The sequence below is a fragment of the Reichenbachiella sp. genome (genome assembly GCF_039941815.1).
GTDB lineage: Bacteria > Bacteroidota > Bacteroidia > Cytophagales > Cyclobacteriaceae > Reichenbachiella.
This window is the reverse complement of the sequence record NZ_JBDVDW010000065.1, coordinates 280358-299919: the sequence shown is the minus strand read 5'-3', so window position 1 is coordinate 299919 and position 19562 is coordinate 280358. Positions and strand designations below refer to the sequence as shown.

Annotated in this window: 14 protein-coding genes and 2 tRNA genes; 4 read left to right on the top strand and 12 right to left on the bottom strand. The window is 40.4% G+C overall.

The genetic code is table 11. From position 1 onward, the window contains the following. Positions 1–104: 104 nt before the first annotated feature. Positions 105–1811 (top strand): sodium:solute symporter, encoded by a 1707-nt coding sequence (locus ABJF11_RS18455; protein ID WP_348121638.1) that lies wholly within the window; start codon positions 105–107, stop codon positions 1809–1811. A 78-nt stretch (positions 1812–1889) separates the two neighbouring features. Here ABJF11_RS18455 and ABJF11_RS18450 read toward each other — a convergent pair whose 3' ends face one another. From ABJF11_RS18450 to ABJF11_RS18430, 5 genes are all read right to left on the bottom strand, one after another. Beyond that, complete coding sequence (locus ABJF11_RS18450; RefSeq protein WP_348121637.1) at positions 1890–2423, bottom strand: outer membrane beta-barrel protein; 534 nt, start codon at positions 2421–2423, stop codon at positions 1890–1892. A gap of 160 nt (positions 2424–2583) precedes the next feature. Continuing rightward, positions 2584–3588: a hypothetical protein gene (locus ABJF11_RS18445; RefSeq protein ID WP_348121636.1), complete on the bottom strand. Its 1005-nt coding sequence runs from the start codon at positions 3586–3588 to the stop codon at positions 2584–2586. Beyond that, positions 3585–5834: an MMPL family transporter gene (locus tag ABJF11_RS18440; RefSeq protein WP_348121635.1), complete on the bottom strand. Its 2250-nt coding sequence runs from the start codon at positions 5832–5834 to the stop codon at positions 3585–3587. The genes ABJF11_RS18445 and ABJF11_RS18440 overlap by 4 nt, the downstream gene beginning before the upstream one ends. A gap of 979 nt (positions 5835–6813) precedes the next feature. Then, positions 6814–6886: transfer RNA gene (locus ABJF11_RS18435), tRNA-Lys, on the bottom strand. Positions 6887–6985: 99 nt separating this feature from the next. Then, positions 6986–7058 (bottom strand) — tRNA-Lys (locus ABJF11_RS18430). A gap of 71 nt (positions 7059–7129) precedes the next feature. Here ABJF11_RS18430 and ABJF11_RS18425 point away from each other — a divergent pair. After that, entirely contained in the window at positions 7130–7876 is a 747-nt protein-coding gene (locus ABJF11_RS18425) for an SH3 domain-containing protein (protein ID WP_348121634.1), read from the top strand. On the opposite strand, the gene ABJF11_RS18420 is transcribed toward ABJF11_RS18425, so the two are convergent. Continuing rightward, the gene (locus ABJF11_RS18420; protein WP_348121633.1) at positions 7869–8684 is read right to left on the bottom strand and encodes an SDR family oxidoreductase; all 816 of its coding nucleotides are present in this window, start codon (positions 8682–8684) and stop codon (positions 7869–7871) included. The two genes, ABJF11_RS18425 and ABJF11_RS18420, sit on opposite strands and share 8 nt — an antisense overlap. Before the next feature lie 123 nt (positions 8685–8807). On the opposite strand from ABJF11_RS18420, the gene ABJF11_RS18415 reads away from it, so the two are divergent. Then, the gene (locus tag ABJF11_RS18415; RefSeq protein ID WP_348121632.1) at positions 8808–11288 is read left to right on the top strand and encodes a DUF5686 and carboxypeptidase regulatory-like domain-containing protein; all 2481 of its coding nucleotides are present in this window, start codon (positions 8808–8810) and stop codon (positions 11286–11288) included. A gap of 2 nt (positions 11289–11290) precedes the next feature. Here ABJF11_RS18415 and ABJF11_RS18410 read toward each other — a convergent pair whose 3' ends face one another. Then, positions 11291–13870, bottom strand: coding sequence for a gliding motility-associated C-terminal domain-containing protein (locus ABJF11_RS18410; RefSeq protein ID WP_348121631.1), 2580 nt, complete (start codon positions 13868–13870; stop codon positions 11291–11293). A gap of 148 nt (positions 13871–14018) precedes the next feature. Here ABJF11_RS18410 and rlmD point away from each other — a divergent pair, with 148 nt between their 5' ends. Continuing rightward, positions 14019–15437: a 23S rRNA (uracil(1939)-C(5))-methyltransferase RlmD gene (gene rlmD, locus ABJF11_RS18405; RefSeq protein ID WP_348121630.1), complete on the top strand. Its 1419-nt coding sequence runs from the start codon at positions 14019–14021 to the stop codon at positions 15435–15437. Between the two features lie 23 nt (positions 15438–15460). Here rlmD and ABJF11_RS18400 read toward each other — a convergent pair whose 3' ends face one another. The 5 genes from ABJF11_RS18400 to ABJF11_RS18380 all read right to left on the bottom strand — a co-directional run bounded on the left by ABJF11_RS18400 (position 15461) and on the right by ABJF11_RS18380 (position 19366). Next, positions 15461–15892 carry a DUF1772 domain-containing protein gene (locus ABJF11_RS18400; RefSeq protein ID WP_348121629.1) on the bottom strand — a complete coding sequence of 144 codons (432 nt, stop codon included), beginning with the start codon at positions 15890–15892 and terminating at the stop codon, positions 15461–15463. Between the two features lie 7 nt (positions 15893–15899). Next, the gene (locus tag ABJF11_RS18395) at positions 15900–16451 is read right to left on the bottom strand and encodes a hypothetical protein (protein ID WP_348121627.1); all 552 of its coding nucleotides are present in this window, start codon (positions 16449–16451) and stop codon (positions 15900–15902) included. A gap of 21 nt (positions 16452–16472) precedes the next feature. Next, positions 16473–17204, bottom strand: a complete 732-nt coding sequence (locus ABJF11_RS18390; RefSeq protein ID WP_348121625.1) for a hypothetical protein — start codon at positions 17202–17204, stop codon at positions 16473–16475. A gap of 11 nt (positions 17205–17215) precedes the next feature. Next, positions 17216–18514 (bottom strand): ferric reductase-like transmembrane domain-containing protein, encoded by a 1299-nt coding sequence (locus ABJF11_RS18385; RefSeq protein WP_348121623.1) that lies wholly within the window; start codon positions 18512–18514, stop codon positions 17216–17218. Between the two features lie 111 nt (positions 18515–18625). After that, positions 18626–19366, bottom strand: coding sequence for a DUF6597 domain-containing transcriptional factor (locus tag ABJF11_RS18380; RefSeq protein WP_348121621.1), 741 nt, complete (start codon positions 19364–19366; stop codon positions 18626–18628). Positions 19367–19562 lie beyond the last annotated feature (196 nt).

Here is a 19562-nt window from a genome sequence, read left to right as displayed (position 1 = left end):
GACAAACCCCCTTTTTTTAAAACCTGGAAAGCCATCTACCTACTGGTTTTGGCAAATCTGGCCGTAGTCATATTATTGTTGTATTGGTTTAGCGTATCATTCGGATGAGTACAGTCGATTTAATTGTATTATTCGGAACCCTCGGACTTATCGTTGGATATGGAGTCTACAAAACACTCGGTACCAGTAGTATGGACGGCTATCTGCGTGGAGGCAGTAGTATGAAATGGGGCACGATTGGCCTCTCTGTGATGGCCACCCAAGCTAGCGCTATTACTTTTATCTCTACACCGGGTCAAGGATATGAGAGCGGTATGGCCTTCGTTCAAAACTATTTTGGACTTCCCATAGCTTTGATAATAGTAGCGTTTGTATTTATACCCATTTATTATAAACTCAAGGTATATACAGCCTATGAGTATTTGGAGAAGCGATTTGATAAGAAAACCCGACTCCTCGGTGCGTTCTTGTTTCTAATTCAGCGAGGATTAGCTGCAGGAATCACCATATACGCACCTGCGATTATTTTATCTACCATTCTGGATTGGAGTCTGTCTTGGACTATCCTTCTAGTAGGAGTACTTGTAATCATCTATACAGTAAGTGGCGGAACAAAAGCTGTGAGCTTGACGCAAAAACATCAGATGACGGTCATACTGATCGGAATGGGTGTTGCCTTTTTCTATATCCTTTACTACCTGTCCGACTTTGTATCCATGACTGAGGCGCTGCATATCGCTGGTAGTTTGGATAAGCTAAACGCAGTAGACTTTTCTTTTGACGTTGAGAAAAGGTATACTGTTTGGTCAGGGATTTTTGGCGGACTGTTTCTATCGCTATCCTACTTCGGCACAGATCAATCTCAGGTACAGCGATATCTTGGAGGTAAAAACACCACAGAAAGTAGAATGGGATTGATGTTTAATGCGGTGATGAAAATCCCAATGCAGTTTCTCATTTTGCTGACTGGGGCTTTACTCTATGTGTTTTACATTTTCTATCAACCCCCTGTGCATTTCAACCAGCAGAGTATAGCGATAGTAGAGGAAAAAATTGGCACCGAGCAAATAGATCTTATCACAGAAGATCACGATTTTTGGATTGAGAAAAGAAAGGAATCTGCGCTGTCCTACAAAGAGGCTATGCAATCCGGATCGAACGACGAACAAGAAATCGCCGTACAAAAATTGCAACTCACCGCAGAGCGTGTAAATGACTCCAGAGCTGAAATGAAAAATCTAATCACGTCTGTAGATGACACGCTCAAGATCAAGGATTCAGATTATGTCTTCCTTACCTTTATTCTCAATTATTTACCACAAGGTATTATCGGACTTCTGATAGCGGTCATATTCTCTGCTGCTATGTCATCTACCTCTGGCGAACTCAATGCTTTGGCCTCGACTACAGTGATAGATTTTTATAAAAACCTAATCAATGCTGAGGCCTCCGATCAAAAGTACGTTTGGGTATCAAAACTTATGACTGCTGGCTGGGGTATACTAGCCATTTGCTTTGCATTCATGGCGCATCAATCTGAAAATCTCATAGAGATGGTCAATATACTTGGGTCTCTTTTCTATGGCAATATCCTCGGTATTTTCCTTGTGGCTTTTTTCTTCCGGTTAGTTGCTGGTACGGCTGTTTTCTGGGCAGCCATTATCTCCCAGGTCACAGTTGTCGTCTTGTTCCTTCGTACTGATATTGGTTATCTGTGGTACAATCTGATAGGATGCTTGGGAGTGATTCTTCTAAGTATGATACTTGAGTTTGTTTTGCGATTGAGAAAGTCCTCACGAAGTATGGAATAGATAGAATGGCACAAATAAGGATATAAAAAAACCACACCTTAGGTGTGGTTTTTTTAGTTGAATATTATTGAGTTCTTCTTAGAACATGAAAGTTGCACCTATATTGATTGCAAGGTTAGCTTTTTCATCTCCAGAGAAATCCTGAGCTTTCTTAGTATTATATTTCAATTGAGCATGGATACCTACGGCATCAGCAATAGGATAAATGGCACCTAATCCCAGGTTTAGACCAGTATCAGAAGCGCTTCCAGCTGCACCTAAATCGACTTTAACAAATCCAAGACCTGCAAGACCATATACTTGAAGATCGTCAGTCATGAAATAGTATCTGTAATCAATGTTGAATGAGCTGTATTTGTACTCACCACCATTTTCTTCAGTTTTGAAGTAGAAATCATAAGATGCGTTTGCACTCATAGCATCAACAAATACATATTCAAAACCAGGAGTGATCCCTAACCCCATTTTAAATTCACCATTGTTAGTGTCAATCCCTGCAATAGATCCTAATGCAAGACCTATGCTGGCTCTCATGTCACCTTGCTCTTGTGCTTGAACCGAGCTAAATGCGAAAATACCAACTAAGGCTAGTACGAGTAATTTAGTTTTCATAATTGTAATTTTAGGTTTAAAGATTAACCGGCGTCATTGAGAATCCTCCGGCGTGATAATTAACTTATTGTAATATTGCACTTTTTACATAAAATGCAATGGATTATTCACAAATTTATGTGAAAGGAGAGGTAGGTTGATGTGGACAATTTAATCAAAACTAACGATCGAGAGAATACCGATTTTTAAGTATTTTTTCAGCTAATTTATTCTGTGGAGTAAATTCACTATTTTGATCGCCACCTGTAGTAGAATGTTTGTAATGCCATTTCCAGGCAAATCCACCAGCAAACCAGTCTTGATTCCAATACGTTTTGAATAGAGCATCATATGCATTCGCCTGGGCAGTTAGGTTAATATTAATCTTTTTGTCGTGTGAAACCCAATGTCCTGCGGCACAAAAATCCACACTTTTGAATCCGAATTCTGTGAATAGCACTTTTTTAAGATGGACGACTGAAAATTTTTCCAATTCGGATTTAATCAACTGATTGTTATCTATTAGTTCCTGCACTGCTGGAGTTTCAGTGTCAGCTGATGGAAAGTAAGCATCTATGCCGATATAATCCAAGTCATCCCAGAATGTTACATTTTGATAGTTATCCCAGTTGGAGGAATACGTGATTTCCCCGCTGTAGATAGTCCGAATCTCCTTGATCAACTTTATCCAAAAATCCGGGTTTGATTTGACAATCCACCGAACTTCAGTTCCAATGGAAAACAATTCAACATTAAGCTCCTCTGCTAAATGACTAAAGTGAAGGATGTACCTCGAGTAGCTCTGCATCCAAGCGTTCAAGTCTGATGCGTTGTCGAAATTTAAATCGCCGGCCCAACCCTGACCGAGTACCCATAAATGAGGCTTTATCATTATTTTCAGACCAGACTCTTTAGCCAGAACAACGGCCTGACGGATGCCTTCCGTTCGTTCGCCCCACCATTGGTTTGGATGATCAAACGTGACCTTTGGCTTCTGCGGACTGCAAAACGCATATGGAATCACCGCTACCCAGTTGGCCTTCGTGGCCAATATGGGTTCGTAATACTCCTTTTTAATTTCAAACGACGGAGCTACCAGACAAACTCCATTGATTTTGGAAGGCTTTTTTTCTTGAGGTCCAGAGCAAGCCAGCAAACAAAAAATTATAACAACTCTTAGAATCATTTGAGTCTTTTTTTATTCGGAAGCCACCAGAGTATAAGTAGCGGTAAAAGATATAAATCAGCAAGCAACGCAGTTGCAAACGAAATACTTACAAAAAGCCCCATGTAAAAGGAAGCACTAAAACTCGAAACACAGAAAACCAAAAAACCAGTGGTTAGCAGAATTGTTGTAATTAATATCGGCTCACCCGTGCCAATTATAGATCGCTTGAGAGCATATATTTTGTTATCACTTCTTTGAAATTCATGTTTGAACTTGCTCAAGAAGTGAATGGTATCGTCAACAACTATTCCGAATGAAATTGCGAATATGATGGACGTGCTAAGATTTAAAGGAATTTGGAAGTATCCCATAGTTGCTGAAACTAGCAGAATTGGAAAAATGTTTGGAATCAAAGTAATTATTATCATTCGGCAGGATCTGAACATAGTCGCTGAGATGATAGCAACGATGATCATCGCAAATAAGAGCCCTTTGATCAGGTTAGTAGAAAGCATTGCATGGCTTTTGTCCACCAGCAGGGTAGTGCCAGTCATACGATACCCAAGCAATTTATGATCTACCCTGGTGTCTAAGTCGGCCAACAAGTTCTGATATTTGGATGTGGCATCCCTGGATCCAAAATCCTGAAAGTAGCCGGTGATCTGGGCGGTGCCAGGAGTACTTACTTTAATGCTTTTTGACTCAGGTCTTAGTTTTTTAATCCAGGTAAAGGCCTGTCGCCATTCTTGAGGGTTTTCTGGTAGTTTATAATAATCCGGTGACCCTTTATGCAAGCTTTGATTCGCAAGTTTTACAAAATGTACTGGTGACAGCAGGTCTCCTGCGCTCACCACACTTCTGACTGATTGCTCTACCACATCGATCTCTGAGATTATCTTTTTGCTATAAATGGAGTCCTCTGAATCCAGTACCCAAAGACTCAGGGTCAATGGTTTCGATCCGGAAAATTCCTCATCAAAAAATATGAAGTCTTCCTTGACCAAATTGTCTTTTGGTAGATCGTTGACCAGATAGGCATCTATTTGCAATTGCAAAAGACCGAGCACCCCAAGTACCAAAAAAGCCAAGGTAGTGAAAACAATGAGCTTTCCTTTTTTCATTACGGAAATAAAAATTGCTCTCATTATGGGTTCAATATGCATACTGAGCTTTTGATGACCTAAGTTGGGTTGCCTAAGGAATAGAATAGAAGGAAACAATAGGTAGGTTAGAATAAAAGCAATTACTATTCCTATGGCCGAATAAATACCTAAATCAATAATGGGTTTTACGTTGATCGTGATTAAAGCAAGAAACCCTACGGCCGTCGTAAATGAGGTAAGCAGAGTAGCGAATCCAACCTGCTTTACTGCCATTCTAATGGCTTCTGTCAAATTGCCGGATACTTCCACTTCCTTCTGTATATGTGAGTAGAGGTGTATGACGTCCGACATAGATACTACCAACAAGATAGTGGGAATCAATGAAGACAAAACATCTATTTCTTTGCCGACCAGAGCCATAAGCCCGATGGTAGATACCACTGATAAGCCTGGGATCAGCAAAGAGGTTATTATCATTGGCAGATTGCGCATGTAGATAATCAACAGGATGAAAATCAAACCCAAAGCAATTAAAATGAACAGTGCGAAATCACTTCTAACGGCCTCGACAAAAGCATTTTGAGCAATCGCTTTTCCTGCCATTCTTACTCTCGGAGTGGAATCGTATAATAACTCAGAAATCTCTTTTACGTATTCATCAGCCGCCTCTTTGCTATCAAATCGCTTATGGATGACGATGGTTTTTAGTTGACTGCCTGATTTAGAAATGAACATTTGCTTGTACAGCGGGTGACGATAAAATTTTGCGCTATCGAGCTTTAGCTTCTCTATGTTGTTGAGATGCAATGCAGGAATAGGTAAATGACCAAGAGGGGTTTTTATAATGCTCTTTATATGAAGGGGAGAGAGGATTCTGACTGTACCTTCCAAGTGGGAAATACTGTCCAATTTCGTTTCTAAATCGGTCAGGAATTGTTGATCAAAAATGCCATTTTTTGCTTCGAATCCTAGCAGCAGGTAGTCGTTGTCATAACCATAGTTTTTTGAGAAATCTTGATAATAGGTTAAATCAGAATCATTTTTTTGAAAAAACTGCTCAAGTTCATAGTCAAATTTCAGCTTAGGAAGCTGAGCCGCCAGTAGCCCAATTACCAATACAGCCAGGAAAAGTGAGTAGGTTGTTGTTCGCTTATTAATCATAATTATTTTGACACCAACTGAGAAATTTAGCGAATTCTAATTAACAATTTGCTACTAGGTATTTTTACCTATATAAAATAGCGGTATCAGTACCTATTTCAATAGACTCAAACTAATCCTACATTTGAATATTGATAAACAGTTAGTTTATTAATGAAGGAAATAAACCGACCTAACCTTTAATTATTCTCAATGGTAGTTGAGATGTTATAACCTAACTGACAAATTTGCTTCATTATTCTTTGGCCAGTTCATAACGTTGATCTGGCTTTTTTTTACCCAAGTGTTTTCCCGTGAATATCATTTAATTATAAATGTCAAGAACAGAGGGACAAGCATGAAGAAAAGGTTGAAAACCGGAGATTTATTCTCCGGTTTTTTTATTTCTGGTATTATCGGCTCAGTCAGTAAAGTTGGGGGCATGGTTTAAATTATTTTCTTTACCAGAAAAAAGAGCATTGGAAAAGCTTCTCGATTATTGTTACCTGTAAGGTTTAACTACTCTCATTCTTCGACCATCGGTAAGTGCATCGCCCATAAAGTCCATGCTCCATGTTTGATTTGGACTAACAGGTAGTGCATGCAAAGGTTCCTTGACAGCGTGGCTTACCACTTTTTTGAAAGGATATCTTTGAACATGACGTTATCCAGACTCAAGTCAGCATACATTTGTTTTAGTCGTCTGTTCTCTTCCTTAAGTTCTTTCAACTCCTTTAATTGACTCTCATCCATCCCTGCATACTGCTCTTGCCAGTTGTAAAAGGTTCCCTTATGGATACCAAACTCCGGGCAGATCTCTCAGATTTTCGGCCTTTTTCGGTCTCTTTAATCGCTTAGATTATCTGGCTCTCTGTAAATATTGATTTCTTCATTTTGACAGTTTAGTTACTAATTTGTTCGATTATAAACTGTCCGATTTTTAGGTAAGGCTACCTGCTCTCCAGGGCATAAAAAAAGCTCCGGGTTTCCGGAGCTTTTGTGATTCGTCTGGGGCTCGAACCCAGGACCCACGCCTTAAAAGGGCGTTGCTCTACCAGCTGAGCTAACGAATCATTATGCTTAAAGGCAATAAAAAACTCGGCTACGGTGCCGAGATCTTTTTTCTTGTTATAAAAGCAGGTCTTTAATGACCGACCATTATCAAATCAATGTGATTCGTCTGGGGCTCGAACCCAGGACCCACGCCTTAAAAGGGCGTTGCTCTACCAGCTGAGCTAACGAATCTTTTTTCGCACAGGAAAGTTTCATTTTTGTTGATCCTTCCCTTATTTTGCGGTTGCAAATGTAGGCACGAGATGAGTAAAAAACAAAACAAAATCTTCAAAATTCTTCCAATAATAATTACGGCATTGATCATGGCTTCATTTTCCAATGCCATGGCCAAACCCAACCATGAACTGACCACCGCAGATTCATTGTTTAGGCTTCAAAAGTACACCGAGTCCTTTGAGCTCTATGAAAAAATCATGGACGAAAAAAATGAAGCTTCTCCTCAGATGCTGATGAAAATGGCCTACATCAAAGAGGGGTTGGGTGACTACAGTCAGGCGCTCATATACCTCAATAAGTATTTTATGCAAACTTCCGACAAACGAGCGCAAAATAAGATGCATGAATTGGCCGAAGAGCATGAGTTGTCAGGATTTGCCGTTTCGGATACCACCTTTTTTAAAGGGCTAATCAATAAGTACTATATAGGATTCAATCTGATAATATTTGGGATTGCATTGTTTTTTGCAGCAGTATTCTTATTTAGAAAATGGAAATCCAAACCAAATGCGGCACCTTTTGGATTGGTAACAGTGGTCATTTTACTGGTGTTTTATTGGGTGATAAATTTCCAGCTTGACGAACCACAAGGCATTATCACTGAAAACTATGTCTATCTGATGACCGGACCCTCAGCCGGGGCAGATTTGGTCGAAGTAATAAAAAAAGGCCATAGACTGAATATACTTTCCGAAGAGGGGGTTTGGGTCAAAGTAGACTGGAAAGGCCAGGAGGTTTATATTCGCTCGACCACCATCAAACGAATCAGTTAGATTTTAGAGGAGAGTCGGGCTCTTTAGCCAATACATTGTAGACAATCTTGTCCATCAGCTTGGGCACGAAGTGATTGAGAAAATTGAGCCACCAGCCCAGAGGTGTAAGGATAAACCCACGTGTTTTTTTCTGCTGTCCCTTATAAATGCGCATGGCTACTTGCTCAGCAGTCATCATCTTGCTTTCATCTTTTGGGGATTCCCCTTGTATTTTACCGTCTGCAGTCAGTGCCGTATTTCTAATGTTGGTGCCTGTATAGCCAGGGCTGGCTACCAGGATATGTACTCCACGATAAAGCAGTTCGGTACGCAAAGCTTCAAAAAAACCTTCCATGGCAAATTTGGACGAAGAATAGGCAGTTCTGGCCGGAGTACCACGATGACCATTGATAGAAGAGATACCAACAATAGAACCCTTTGATTTTAATAGATGGGGGAGCGCATACTTGACATAATTTACAGTACCCATGAAGTTGATTTCCATCACTTCTCTGAACACTTTCAGGTCCAGATCTTCAAACAGAGCACGCATGGATACGCCGGCGTTACATATCAACACATCGATAGAGCCAAATTTTTCGATTGACTGCTCGACCACCTCAGCTGCCCGCTCTTCACTAGCAGCATCGGCCTGGATTCCCAGCGCCTGATGTCCTGCAGCGATCAAAGTTTGTGTGACTTCATCCAGTCGTTCTTTGTTTCGACCGGTGATTACAATATTGTATCCTTTTGAAGCATAGAGTTCGGCACAGGCTTTACCTATTCCTGACGTTCCGCCTGTAATGATGACAGTTTGATCCTTGGGCATGTTCACTAATAATTCTGCTCGAATTTAATAAGACTAGATGTAATACTCGTTTTTGAGAGAAATTGTTTCTAGCATCTATTTCTTTATTAATTTGGCAAAGATACCAGACAAAGAGAGCAACACATGCGTGCATTATTGAAATTCGGATTACCATTAGCCCTGATAACCTTGCTATGTGCGAAAGGACTGGCCTCCGAACTCTTTGGTACTGTTACAGATCCTAGCGGGGTGCCATTGCCCTATGCTACGCTTTACATTCTAAATACCACCAATGGCACGACTACTAATGTTGAGGGCCGATATACGCTAGAGTTGGACCCGGGCAACTATGAAGTAGTCTATCAGTATGTGGGCTACAAGAAGCAGCAAATACCGATCAAGGTAGATCATCGAAGAATTATGCTCAACGTAGTGCTGGAACCTGAAGTACTTCAACTGCAAGAGATAGTGATCAATGCCGACGGACCCGATCCAGCTTATGCCGTAATCAAAGCAGCCATGGAGAAAAGGAAGTATCATCTCGAAGAGGTGAGGGCCTATCGATGCAAAGTATACATCAAGGGCATGCAGACCCTGGACGAGCGCCCCAGCCAAATCCTCGGAGTCAATGTGCCGCTAGACACAGGTATCGTATACCTGTCTGAATCTGTCTCCGAATTAAGTGTGGCCAGACCCGACAAAGTCAAAGAAATAATGATTTCGTCCAAAGTAAGTGGTGGACAGTCAGCCTTTAGCTACAATCAGGGCTCGCAGATGCTGATATCGTTCTATGACAATCTACTGACCTTTCCGGGCCTTTCTGAGCGCGGGTTTGTATCCCCGATTGCCAACAACGCGCTGCTGTTTTATAACTATCAACTGGAAGGCACCATGATGGAAAGTGGCCTGCTGATCAACAAGATCCGCGTGATTCCTAAAAGAAGCAGCGATCCGGCCTTCGAAGGGTTTATCTATATCATCGAAGACAGTTGGCGCATTCATAGCGTGGATTTTACTTTGACCAAAGAGCATCAGATCGAATTTATAGATCGGGTAAATATTCATCAGGTCTACGCACCTGTAAATGATAATATCTGGATGCTGCTTTCGCAACGTTTTGCTTATTATCTCAACGTACTGGGATTTCGGGGAAATGGAAATTTTGTCGGAATTCATTCCGACTATCAAATAGAGCCAAATTATGATTTGGTAAAGAACAAACCCAAAGACCAAATTCAGCTTTTTCCATCTGGATATTTTGACAATGAGATTCTTAAAATAGAGGCTGAAGCCAACAAAAGAGATCTTTCATACTGGGAAAAGATAAGACCTATCCCGTTGACCAAAATAGAGACTGTTGATTACCAACGCAAGGACAGCCTGGAGCAACTCATGAAATCCAAGCCCTACAGAGACTCGCTCGACAAAGCCCTCAATAAATTCAATTTTGAAAATTTGTTTGTAGGTGGATACATCTATCAGCAGTCGTTTAAGGAGCGCTACTTTAGATTTCAGCCCATCCACGAGATTCTACAGTACAATACGGTGGAAGGGGCTGTGATCAACCTCAAGGCACAATACATCCAGGAGAAGGAGGGAATATGGAAGTATCAGTGGATTCCAACGGTACGTTATGGATTCTCAAGCGAAGATTGGTATTACCGTTTGAAATATGCCTACCAGTTTAACCCAATCAAAAGAACCCGGGCTTTTGTAGAAGCGGGCAACTACGTCTCGCAATACAACCAATATGTACCTATTACTCCACTGATCAACACTTTGGAAACCATGCTCAATAGGCAGAACTATATGAAATTGTACCAAAAGAGATTTGCCAAACTGTATTATTCCAGTGAATTGGTAAACGGCGTGACCTTAAAATCCAGCCTGGAATATGCCCAACGAGAGTCTCTGGAAAACACGGCAGACTATTCTTTGTTCTATCGAGACGATCGGGACTTCACTGCGAACCAACCCTTCAATGAAGAACTTCCCGACGCCTCTTTTGATACTCACAATGCACTGATATTTACCACAAGTTTCACAATCAAATTTGGGCAGAAATACATCACCAGACCTGATATGAAATTCAATTTGGAAAGCGCCTATCCAAGTCTATTTATACATTATAAAAAAGGAATATCTGCTCTCGGTTCAGAAGTGGATTTCGACGAGGTGGTTATGAGAATCTATCAGGAGATGAATTATGGTCTGTTTGGTAGTGGTAACTATACAGTTTGGGCTGGTACCTTTCTCAATACAGATCGAATGACCTTTGTGGATTACAAACATCATACGGGCAATCGATCTATCCTTGCCAATTTTGACAACGACAACTTCCAACTGCTGCGCTACTACCAGTTCAGCACCAACGGGTCCTGGTTAGGGCTGCACGTAGACCATCATTTTAATGGGTTTGTAATGAATAAATTGCCTTTTATCCGTAAATCCAAAGCGCAGGTAGTGGCTTCACTCAATTATCTCAAGACCGATGCGGCTGATCATTATTTCGAATATGGAATAGGCTTAGAGCATCTCTTTAAAGTGATTAGAGTAGACTACTTCGGTGCTATCGAGGATGGCGGCAATTACGGACAAGGTTTCCGCCTGGGCCTTGGGTTTTGAGATTAGCGTACTAAGGTAATTGTACCCTTGAAGTCATTATTGAGGTAGTCGATGTAGTAAAAGTAAGTGCCGGTGTCTGCGCCTTCTCCTGTCCATACAAACTCTCGATTGGCCGATTGAAAAACCTTGCCTCCTGCACGATCAAAAATGACAATAGACTGAAATTGATCTCCGCAGTTGTCTGGAGGGAGATTGTAATCATTGTCTGTTAGATTGTTTAGCGTGTAGGTATCGTTGCGCCCATCTCCGTTGGGAGTAAAGGCATTGGGTGGAGAGAAGTTATTATAATTGACCTCTAGTTCTGAAACTTCAAATGTGACCGTGATAGCTTCAGATTCAGGGTTTGGACAGTTGTCATCAAATACAAAAAAGTCTACCACATAATTTTCTGAACTGAAATTGTCGCCCAAAAGGCTGCATTCGGGTGTCCAAACTAGTTTGGATGTAACTCGACCATTGCCTGTGCTTCTCCTCTCAAATGAGAAACCGGCCGAAGGAGGTGCGGAGTTGACTGATAGCAAGTCCAAGGTAAGCAGGTCATTGTTATTAGCATCTGTGGCCACTACATCGAGCTCAAATTCTTCATTGATGTTCAGGCTATAAAACTCTTCCACTTCGAATACCGGTTTGCTATTTTCCGGAACGACAATATTGAATTGTACTTCCAAAGTGTCTGAATTGGTCTCCTGACAATAGTCTTGATCATCGGATATGAAAAATATGGTATATGAAGTCGTGCGACTGATGTTCAGATTATCACAGCTCAAATCCCATGAGAAGGGTGAGTCAATACTACCGACACCATCCGAGTCTTCGAAGGTAATACCTCTACCACCAAGATCGAATCCATCTCCGATTGCTCGTAGTGAAATCTGATCTCCATCGTCATCAGTCGTACTAAGATCGAAACTCACGAGACCTTTGATCTCTCGATTGTATACCGCATTAGCTCCAGTGATTTCTGGTGAGGAGTTGGGCGGGAGTTCTACAGTGAGGTCATAGAAAAGGGTGTCGCCGTTGTCGAACGAGCAAGTGTCGTAGTCCTCCAAAACGATACCAAGTTCAAAAGTGTTTTTATCACCAAAGGAGTATGCTTGGCAGTCCGTATTCCAATTGAAGTTGACTCTCTTCTCACCTTCCTCGTCGAGGAGAGTGTCAAGCGACATGCCGTAGTCCTCTGGATCATAACCGTCCGCATAAAAGTAAAACCTGAGTGAATCCAAATCATCGTCCTTTCCGATGAGCAACTCATCCAGGGCTACGGATAGGCCTTCGGGTTGGGATCGAATAAGCGTGGCTCCAGACGATGGGCTATCGTAATAAGGGTCTGAATTAGGTGGGGCTTCGATGTTGAAAATCATCCGTACCGTATCTCGCTGAGGGAGTGGACAGGCATTATCAGAAGCAATGAGATCTATGATGTAAGGCTCATTTTGCAAATAGGGGCAATCGGCTATACATACCTCGACTCTCAGGGTGTCGCCATCTTCGTTGATAGGACCTGAGGTAAAATCAAAAATATCCGAACCCTCAATATTTTGATCAAAATTCACGCCCACTGCAGTTAGGGTTACATTTTCACCAGCATTGTCAACCACCAGATACTCAAAACATTTCTCCTCTGCAGCGGAGTAGTTGATGATATCGACCTCGTTGTAATACTCAGTCTCTCCTGGTAGTCGCACCTGCGCATTAGGCGGAGTAGGTGGATCACATCCATCCAATACCAGCATTTGAAAATCGCGCCTGAGTTCACCGATCTTTTCCTTGTTTCTAAATTCCTCTACCAGTACTGAGAAGACAAACAAGCCGGTGAAGCTGGGTTTCACGGTGAGGTAGCCTTCCGAGGTTATATTCAGCGATGGATTGCCAGGTATGATGTTTTCGAGACTGGTACCATTGGCGTAAATCAGCTCAATAAATGGTTTGGGCTGGGGTATAGGAAGGGCGGTCTGGGATGTACTATTGTATGGCAATTGCAGAGAATAAGCGATGGAGTCTCCATCCGGATCTTCTCCAGCGAAATCTGTGTAATAGGTCTGGTTGACACAAGCATAGTCGCTAAGTGGTGGAAACAGTTGTGGTGAAGAGTTGATAAAGGTTTTTCCATCTTTTACTACTGGTGGAAAATCTAATGTATAGGTCATTCCCTGGCTACCGGGGTTTACGATATTAGAGATGGAGGTATTTCTACAGCATCGTTCCCATACTACGTAGTACCCTTCTTCCTCATTGAAAATCTCTGGCTCAAGCGTAATTTCAGCGGTATAAAAAACACGAGAAGTCTGAAGTGACCCAATAGCACACTCTGGGTTGGAATATTCGACCTCAACGTCGCTGGCTTGAATCAGGGTTTCGGTTCGAATCAGTGAGTGGTCGCTATTTCTAAAGATGTATACGACTGCCGAAAAGTCTGGACCTGGGTTGCTGTTTTGAGCACGGTCAAAATATTGGATAAGGTTTAGGTTGTACCTAAATCCATCGATATGCACCAACTCAATCTCTCCACCCACGATATGAAAGCCCAAAGCGTGGAGGTTAGATAGAACCACAGCTAGAAATACAAAAAATAATTTTTTCATATCAAATGACAATTTAGCGACAACCCAGCAAATAATTGAGATAATACGAATGGTTTTGTTCATTCTGTCTTTATAAGTCTTTTGGTATTAAAAATTTGAGAATTGAAAGTTTACGATTCGAACGCCGAATTATCTACTTTTGCGGCCAATGGCAAGGAAGAAAAAAAATATCATTATCGAAGGTCTCAGTGTGGAGGCAGTGGCGGCAGAAGGTAAAAGTCTGGCTCGTAAAGATGGTCAGGTGATTTTCGTTGAAGGAGTAGTGCCCGGAGATGTAGTAGATGTGCAGATTAGAAAAAAACGAAAGGCTTATTCTGAAGGCTACCCAATAAAGTTTCACGAGTATTCAAACCTAAGAATCGAGCCAATTTGCGAGCATTTTGGAGTATGCGGTGGTTGTAAATGGCAGAATTTGGCTTACGCTTCTCAATTGGAATTTAAGCAGCAGCAGGTAACCGATCACTTGACAAGAATTGGAAAAGTGAACCTTCCCGAAATTGCTCCAATTATCGGTTCGGCCCGAACCGAAAGATATCGTAACAAGCTCGAGTTTACTTTCTCAAATAAAAAATGGCTCACCAAAGAGCAAATTGCCACCGAAGATAAGATTGAGCGAAATGCGCTGGGGTTTCATGTACCACGTCTTTTTGACAAAATTGTGGACATTGATACCTGCCATCTCATGGCTGATCCGGCCAACGCCATCAAGAATGAAATTCGCAGCTTCGCTCTGGCAAATGACTATTCATTCTTTGATATACGAGAGCAACACGGGTTACTGAGGATACTTATGATTCGATATACCGACGCCGGTGAGCTCATGGTACTGATTCAGTTTTTTGAACCAGATCAGAAAAAAATAGATCAGTTGATGAATCATCTGAAGGCTAAGTTCCCTGAGATTACTTCCTTACTATATGTGATCAATCAAAAGAAAAATGATACGATCTTCGATCAGGAGATCATCCTGTTTTCCGGCAAGGACCACATCATCGAAAAGATGGGAAATCTCGAATTCAAAATCGGGGCAAAGTCATTTTATCAAACCAATTCAGCTCAAGCCAAATTGTTATACGATAAGGTTTTAGAGTTTGCTGACTTTCAAGGAGATGAGCTGGTATATGATCTGTATACGGGTACAGGTACGATAGCCAACTACTGCGCTAGCCGGGTTGATAAAGTAATAGGGATTGAATACATAGAGGAAGCCATACAGGACGCTTTCGTAAATGCTGAAGTGAACAGTATCAACAACGCTGATTTTTTCGCCGGAGATATGAAAGACCTGCTCAATGATGATTTTATCGCTGCGCACGGCCAACCTGATGTAATCATTACTGATCCACCAAGAGCCGGCATGCATGAAAATGTAGTCAATATGATTTTGAAAGTGGCCCCTCAGAAAGTGGTCTACGTAAGTTGCAATCCAGCTACACAGGCCAGGGATATTGCCTTGATGGACGAGCAATATGAAGTGACCAAAGTGCAGCCTGTGGACATGTTTCCTCATACCCATCATGTGGAAAATATTGTGTTGTTGGAGTTGAAAATGTCAACAAAAAATTAAGTCAGAGTATTAATGAACTACTCCTAACTGGCAATAGCAACTAAATAAATTAAGAATCCCACAAAACAGATAGCCGTTCTGCCGTGATGAAGGCGGTCCCATTGTTTGATGTATTTCGACAGACCAATAGTGGATTTCGAGTGGAGCAAAACTTCATTTGTTTTGGCCAGTAACAACACAGTGTACGGAAGAATCAAAAAGAGAATAAGGGAACAGGCCAGCCACAGTACGTTTGAGGTAATGTACCAAACCACTAATGTCAGAACACAAGTAATTAATCCAGATGTTTTGGATAGCTTATGAGCTTTTTCAAATACCAACTTCCAATTTTTCATCTGCTCCTCTTCGCTCAATTGTTGACGAACAGGGATTTCCACCAGTGAAGAATACAGCGTACTTCCGCATAGAAATCCCGCAAGTAGTGTACAAGTTACTTTGAGTAGTACTAAAAACATAGATAAGTCATTCTGCAAAATTGGTTGGATCTGCATGCTTAATTTTGGAAGCAAAAACCACAATCGATAATCCACCAATTATCGTTACAATACCTGCAATTAATAGTCCTGTTAATGGATTAGAAATGGTATTAAGAAGCAATACAATCGCTGAGATGAAAGATGCCATTGCGGCGACAAAACGTGAGATAAGCATTCCCCAATTGATGACTTTTATTTTCATGTTTAATACCATGAAAGCAAAACTAAATTCAAGAAAGCCCGAAAGAAGTACAAAGTAAGCAATGTACGTTAGGAAATCTTCTAGCGATTGAGGCAACATGGCTACTAGCAGGCCACAAGTGGTTAATCCAATAGCCTGAATTAAATGATATTGCTTGGCTAATCTGAAGTGACTGTTTTTTGAACTAAACAGGTAAGAAAAAAAACCAGAGGCAATAATTAATACGGGCACAAGTACTTTTGCTGTTTCAACACTAATATTTTCTATTAAAATCATACTTAGTCCTGCTAATGCTAAAGCAATGCCGCTAATTCGTAAATAGTTTAAGTTCTTCATGTCTGTCTTTTTTAAATTGTTTTATAAATCTCCTTTTTCACCGTTGACCCATCTATTCATCACCACCATTTGCGCAGGCGTGGTGTGAGCTCCTCCTGCCAGAATATCCAATATTCTATCCCACAGGTTTTTCTTTTGATTGGCTTGCTGTTTCAACTCTTGATAAGCAGTTAAATATTCTTTTTCATATTGTTCAGCTTCATCTATAGAGTAATTCAAAGGAATATGCTTTAGTAGTGTTTGAGTAAAACCATCAATTTCTTCAGGCGCACAAGATTCAATAAGCGCTAAGCTAATCTTACAACTATCTGATATAGTTTCTATCTCATTGTATTCATCAAATATTCTCTGCCATTGCTCAGCCCATTTGAGGCTATGAGACTCTTGAAGATTACTTATACCTAGTTGAAACATAGAATTCAGACATGATTTAACCTCATTTGAGTGAGTAATATGCTTGTCCCATGTCGAGGTAAGATCCCTGGATTGACGTTCGTTAATTAAGTCAATGACCAAATTCAATATTGACTTTAGTTCTAAAACAGATTTTTTGTGTCTGTCTATTGTTTCAAGATATAGTTCATGAGATTCAGCACCCGTATGATCCATGAAAAAGCTAAGCGCATGCTCAACACCAACGTCAAGCTGTTTAGCAATTTCTCTCATTTGATCCGACTGATCTGCAATGCCTTGTACAGCTTTTCTGATTGAAATGACTGCTTTGATTTTTGGATTAATTGATTCTTGTGACATAGTTTATTGATTTATCTAAATGCAAACTCTTCGTCATAGATATGTGCATCTTTGACTCCTTCTTTTTTTAGCTGCTTAATCAAACTTCCCTTTAAGGCATTCGGACCACAGATAAGGTAGCCTTTGTTAAGATAGTTCTCCAGTTTCATTTTTTCTAGACTCAGATGGCCTTCTGCTTTAGATACCCATATTTTATAATCGAACTTCGGATTGATTGCTTTGATTTGATCGAGTTCATTCCGATAGACTGCTTCCTGTTCGTCATTCACACACCAATAGAGCATTACATCACTTGTATAAACATCATGACCCAGCGACAGGAAAGGAGTGATACCGATACCTCCTGCAATCCAAATTTGTTCTCTTTCTTTTATGTAAGCAGATGAGAAATGGCCATATGGGCCTTCCACAGAGGCCTTATCACCCACTTCTAGCTTTGAAAATTCACTGGTGTAGTCACCCAGGTTTTTGACGGTTATCCTTAAATGGTCATGATAAGGATGGCTACTGATAGTAAATGGGTGTTGTTCTCTAGTATTTACCTTTGGAAAGGTGAAAAAAGCAAACTGGCCAGCCAAATAATGAAGCCGGTTATCAAGCTGCTTAAGCGTAACTTCCATGATACTGTCTGACTTTTCAACAACTTCAACAACCTCGTATGGTAGCTTTTTGTTGAAAAGTCCAAATAAAAAGGCTCTGTAAAACCATGCGGTAATCCCTATAAGTGCCATTCCAAAAACATAAACCCTCACAATAGGAAGTTCTTGAATAAGGCTATGAACATTAAAAGCATGTACAATACCTATGACATAAAATACTCCCATAAGTTTGTGAATGTTAACCCATTTATGATAAGGGATTTTTCTCTTGAAAAAAGGTGCTGCTGAGATGATGACACCAATCAAAATAAGGTTAATCGCAATAATACCAAGAGGTTGTCCAATGCCAACTGAGGTCAGGTCTCTTGGAACTACCAAGGCATGAGCTATGAGTAAGACAACCGCTATTACCCCTGATCTTCTGTGGATTAGGTACATTTTATCTAATCCTCCGAAGAGGCGTTCTACCCAGGATAGTCTGGATGCCATCAAAAAATTGAAAGCAAAAACGGTAACAACCCAAGAGGAAAATATTTCACCAATGATTCGATGAGCATTTTGCCCGGATGTGTTTTCAATAGGACCGAATAATACTGTATGTGAGTCAATCTCGGTAAAAGGGCCTTGATAATTGTAAATGTCTACAGCCCAAAAAATCAAATGTATACCAACGACAATCGGAAAATAATGCTCTTGCTTAAGTATTCTCATCTTTGAAAAATCTTGTTGATAATCAAAGCTATTTCTTCAACGAATTTTAAAATTGTATAAAATGGTCTTTTTTTGACATCAACTATAATCTGAGTGAGCTAATTCAGCTATCTATTTTTGACTTTTTCTTATGTGCCTAAATATATCTCCATTGTTCTTGTAAATCTCTTTTGGAGAGACACCTGTATGTTCCTTGATTTCTCTGATGTAATGAGATTGATCGTAGTAATTTTTTGTTGGCGAAAAATCACCTTCCCGGATTTTAAAATAGGCTGAGTAGGATCTCTGAATTTTCAGATATGTTTTTAGGTTAATACCCAGATATTTATCAAAGTACCTATTTATTTGTCTAGTTGCCCAAAATGTTTGTTCTCCCACTTCCTTTACCGTCATTCCTCCTTCTGCCTGATACAAAAATTGAGAAAGTCTTATTTTATGGTTTTGAACTTCCACTTGTGGGAACACCTTGAGCAAACTATTTTCTAAATGTCGAATTGACTTTTCTACATTGATAAAGTCAATAAACCTTGCATCCAGGTAATCTAGGGGTAGCGATTCTTCACTATCTACTAAGTCACGGATACTTCTTTTGATCAAATACTCTGGAGCTAATATTTTGAACCGGCAACCTATACTTTCTGTTTTTGGAGGTACTATAAATTCTTGTGGTTTTGTCCACAAACCGGTCATAAAGTACCGAATGACTCTTTTGTCTTTTAATATTAAAATGATCTTGAAAAAACCATCTGGTACAATAATCATTTTTTCACCTTCTTCTGTTGTGTTTTCCGCCCACCAAAAGGAATGAATGAACTCGGATAGTATTGGAGATACATTAAAGTGTTTGTACATGGTATAATGCTCACTTTAAAGGATCGGCTTGATTTTAAAATCACAAACTTTCTGAAGTCTGTTAAATTAAATTTAACCACCCTAAATTCTTTGAAATGAAACGTTAATTAGTAAAATAAACAAAAGTACTTTTCCAGAAACTATAAGAATTGTAAAAAATGGTCTTTTTAATTATTTATCTCTGATTAAACTAACA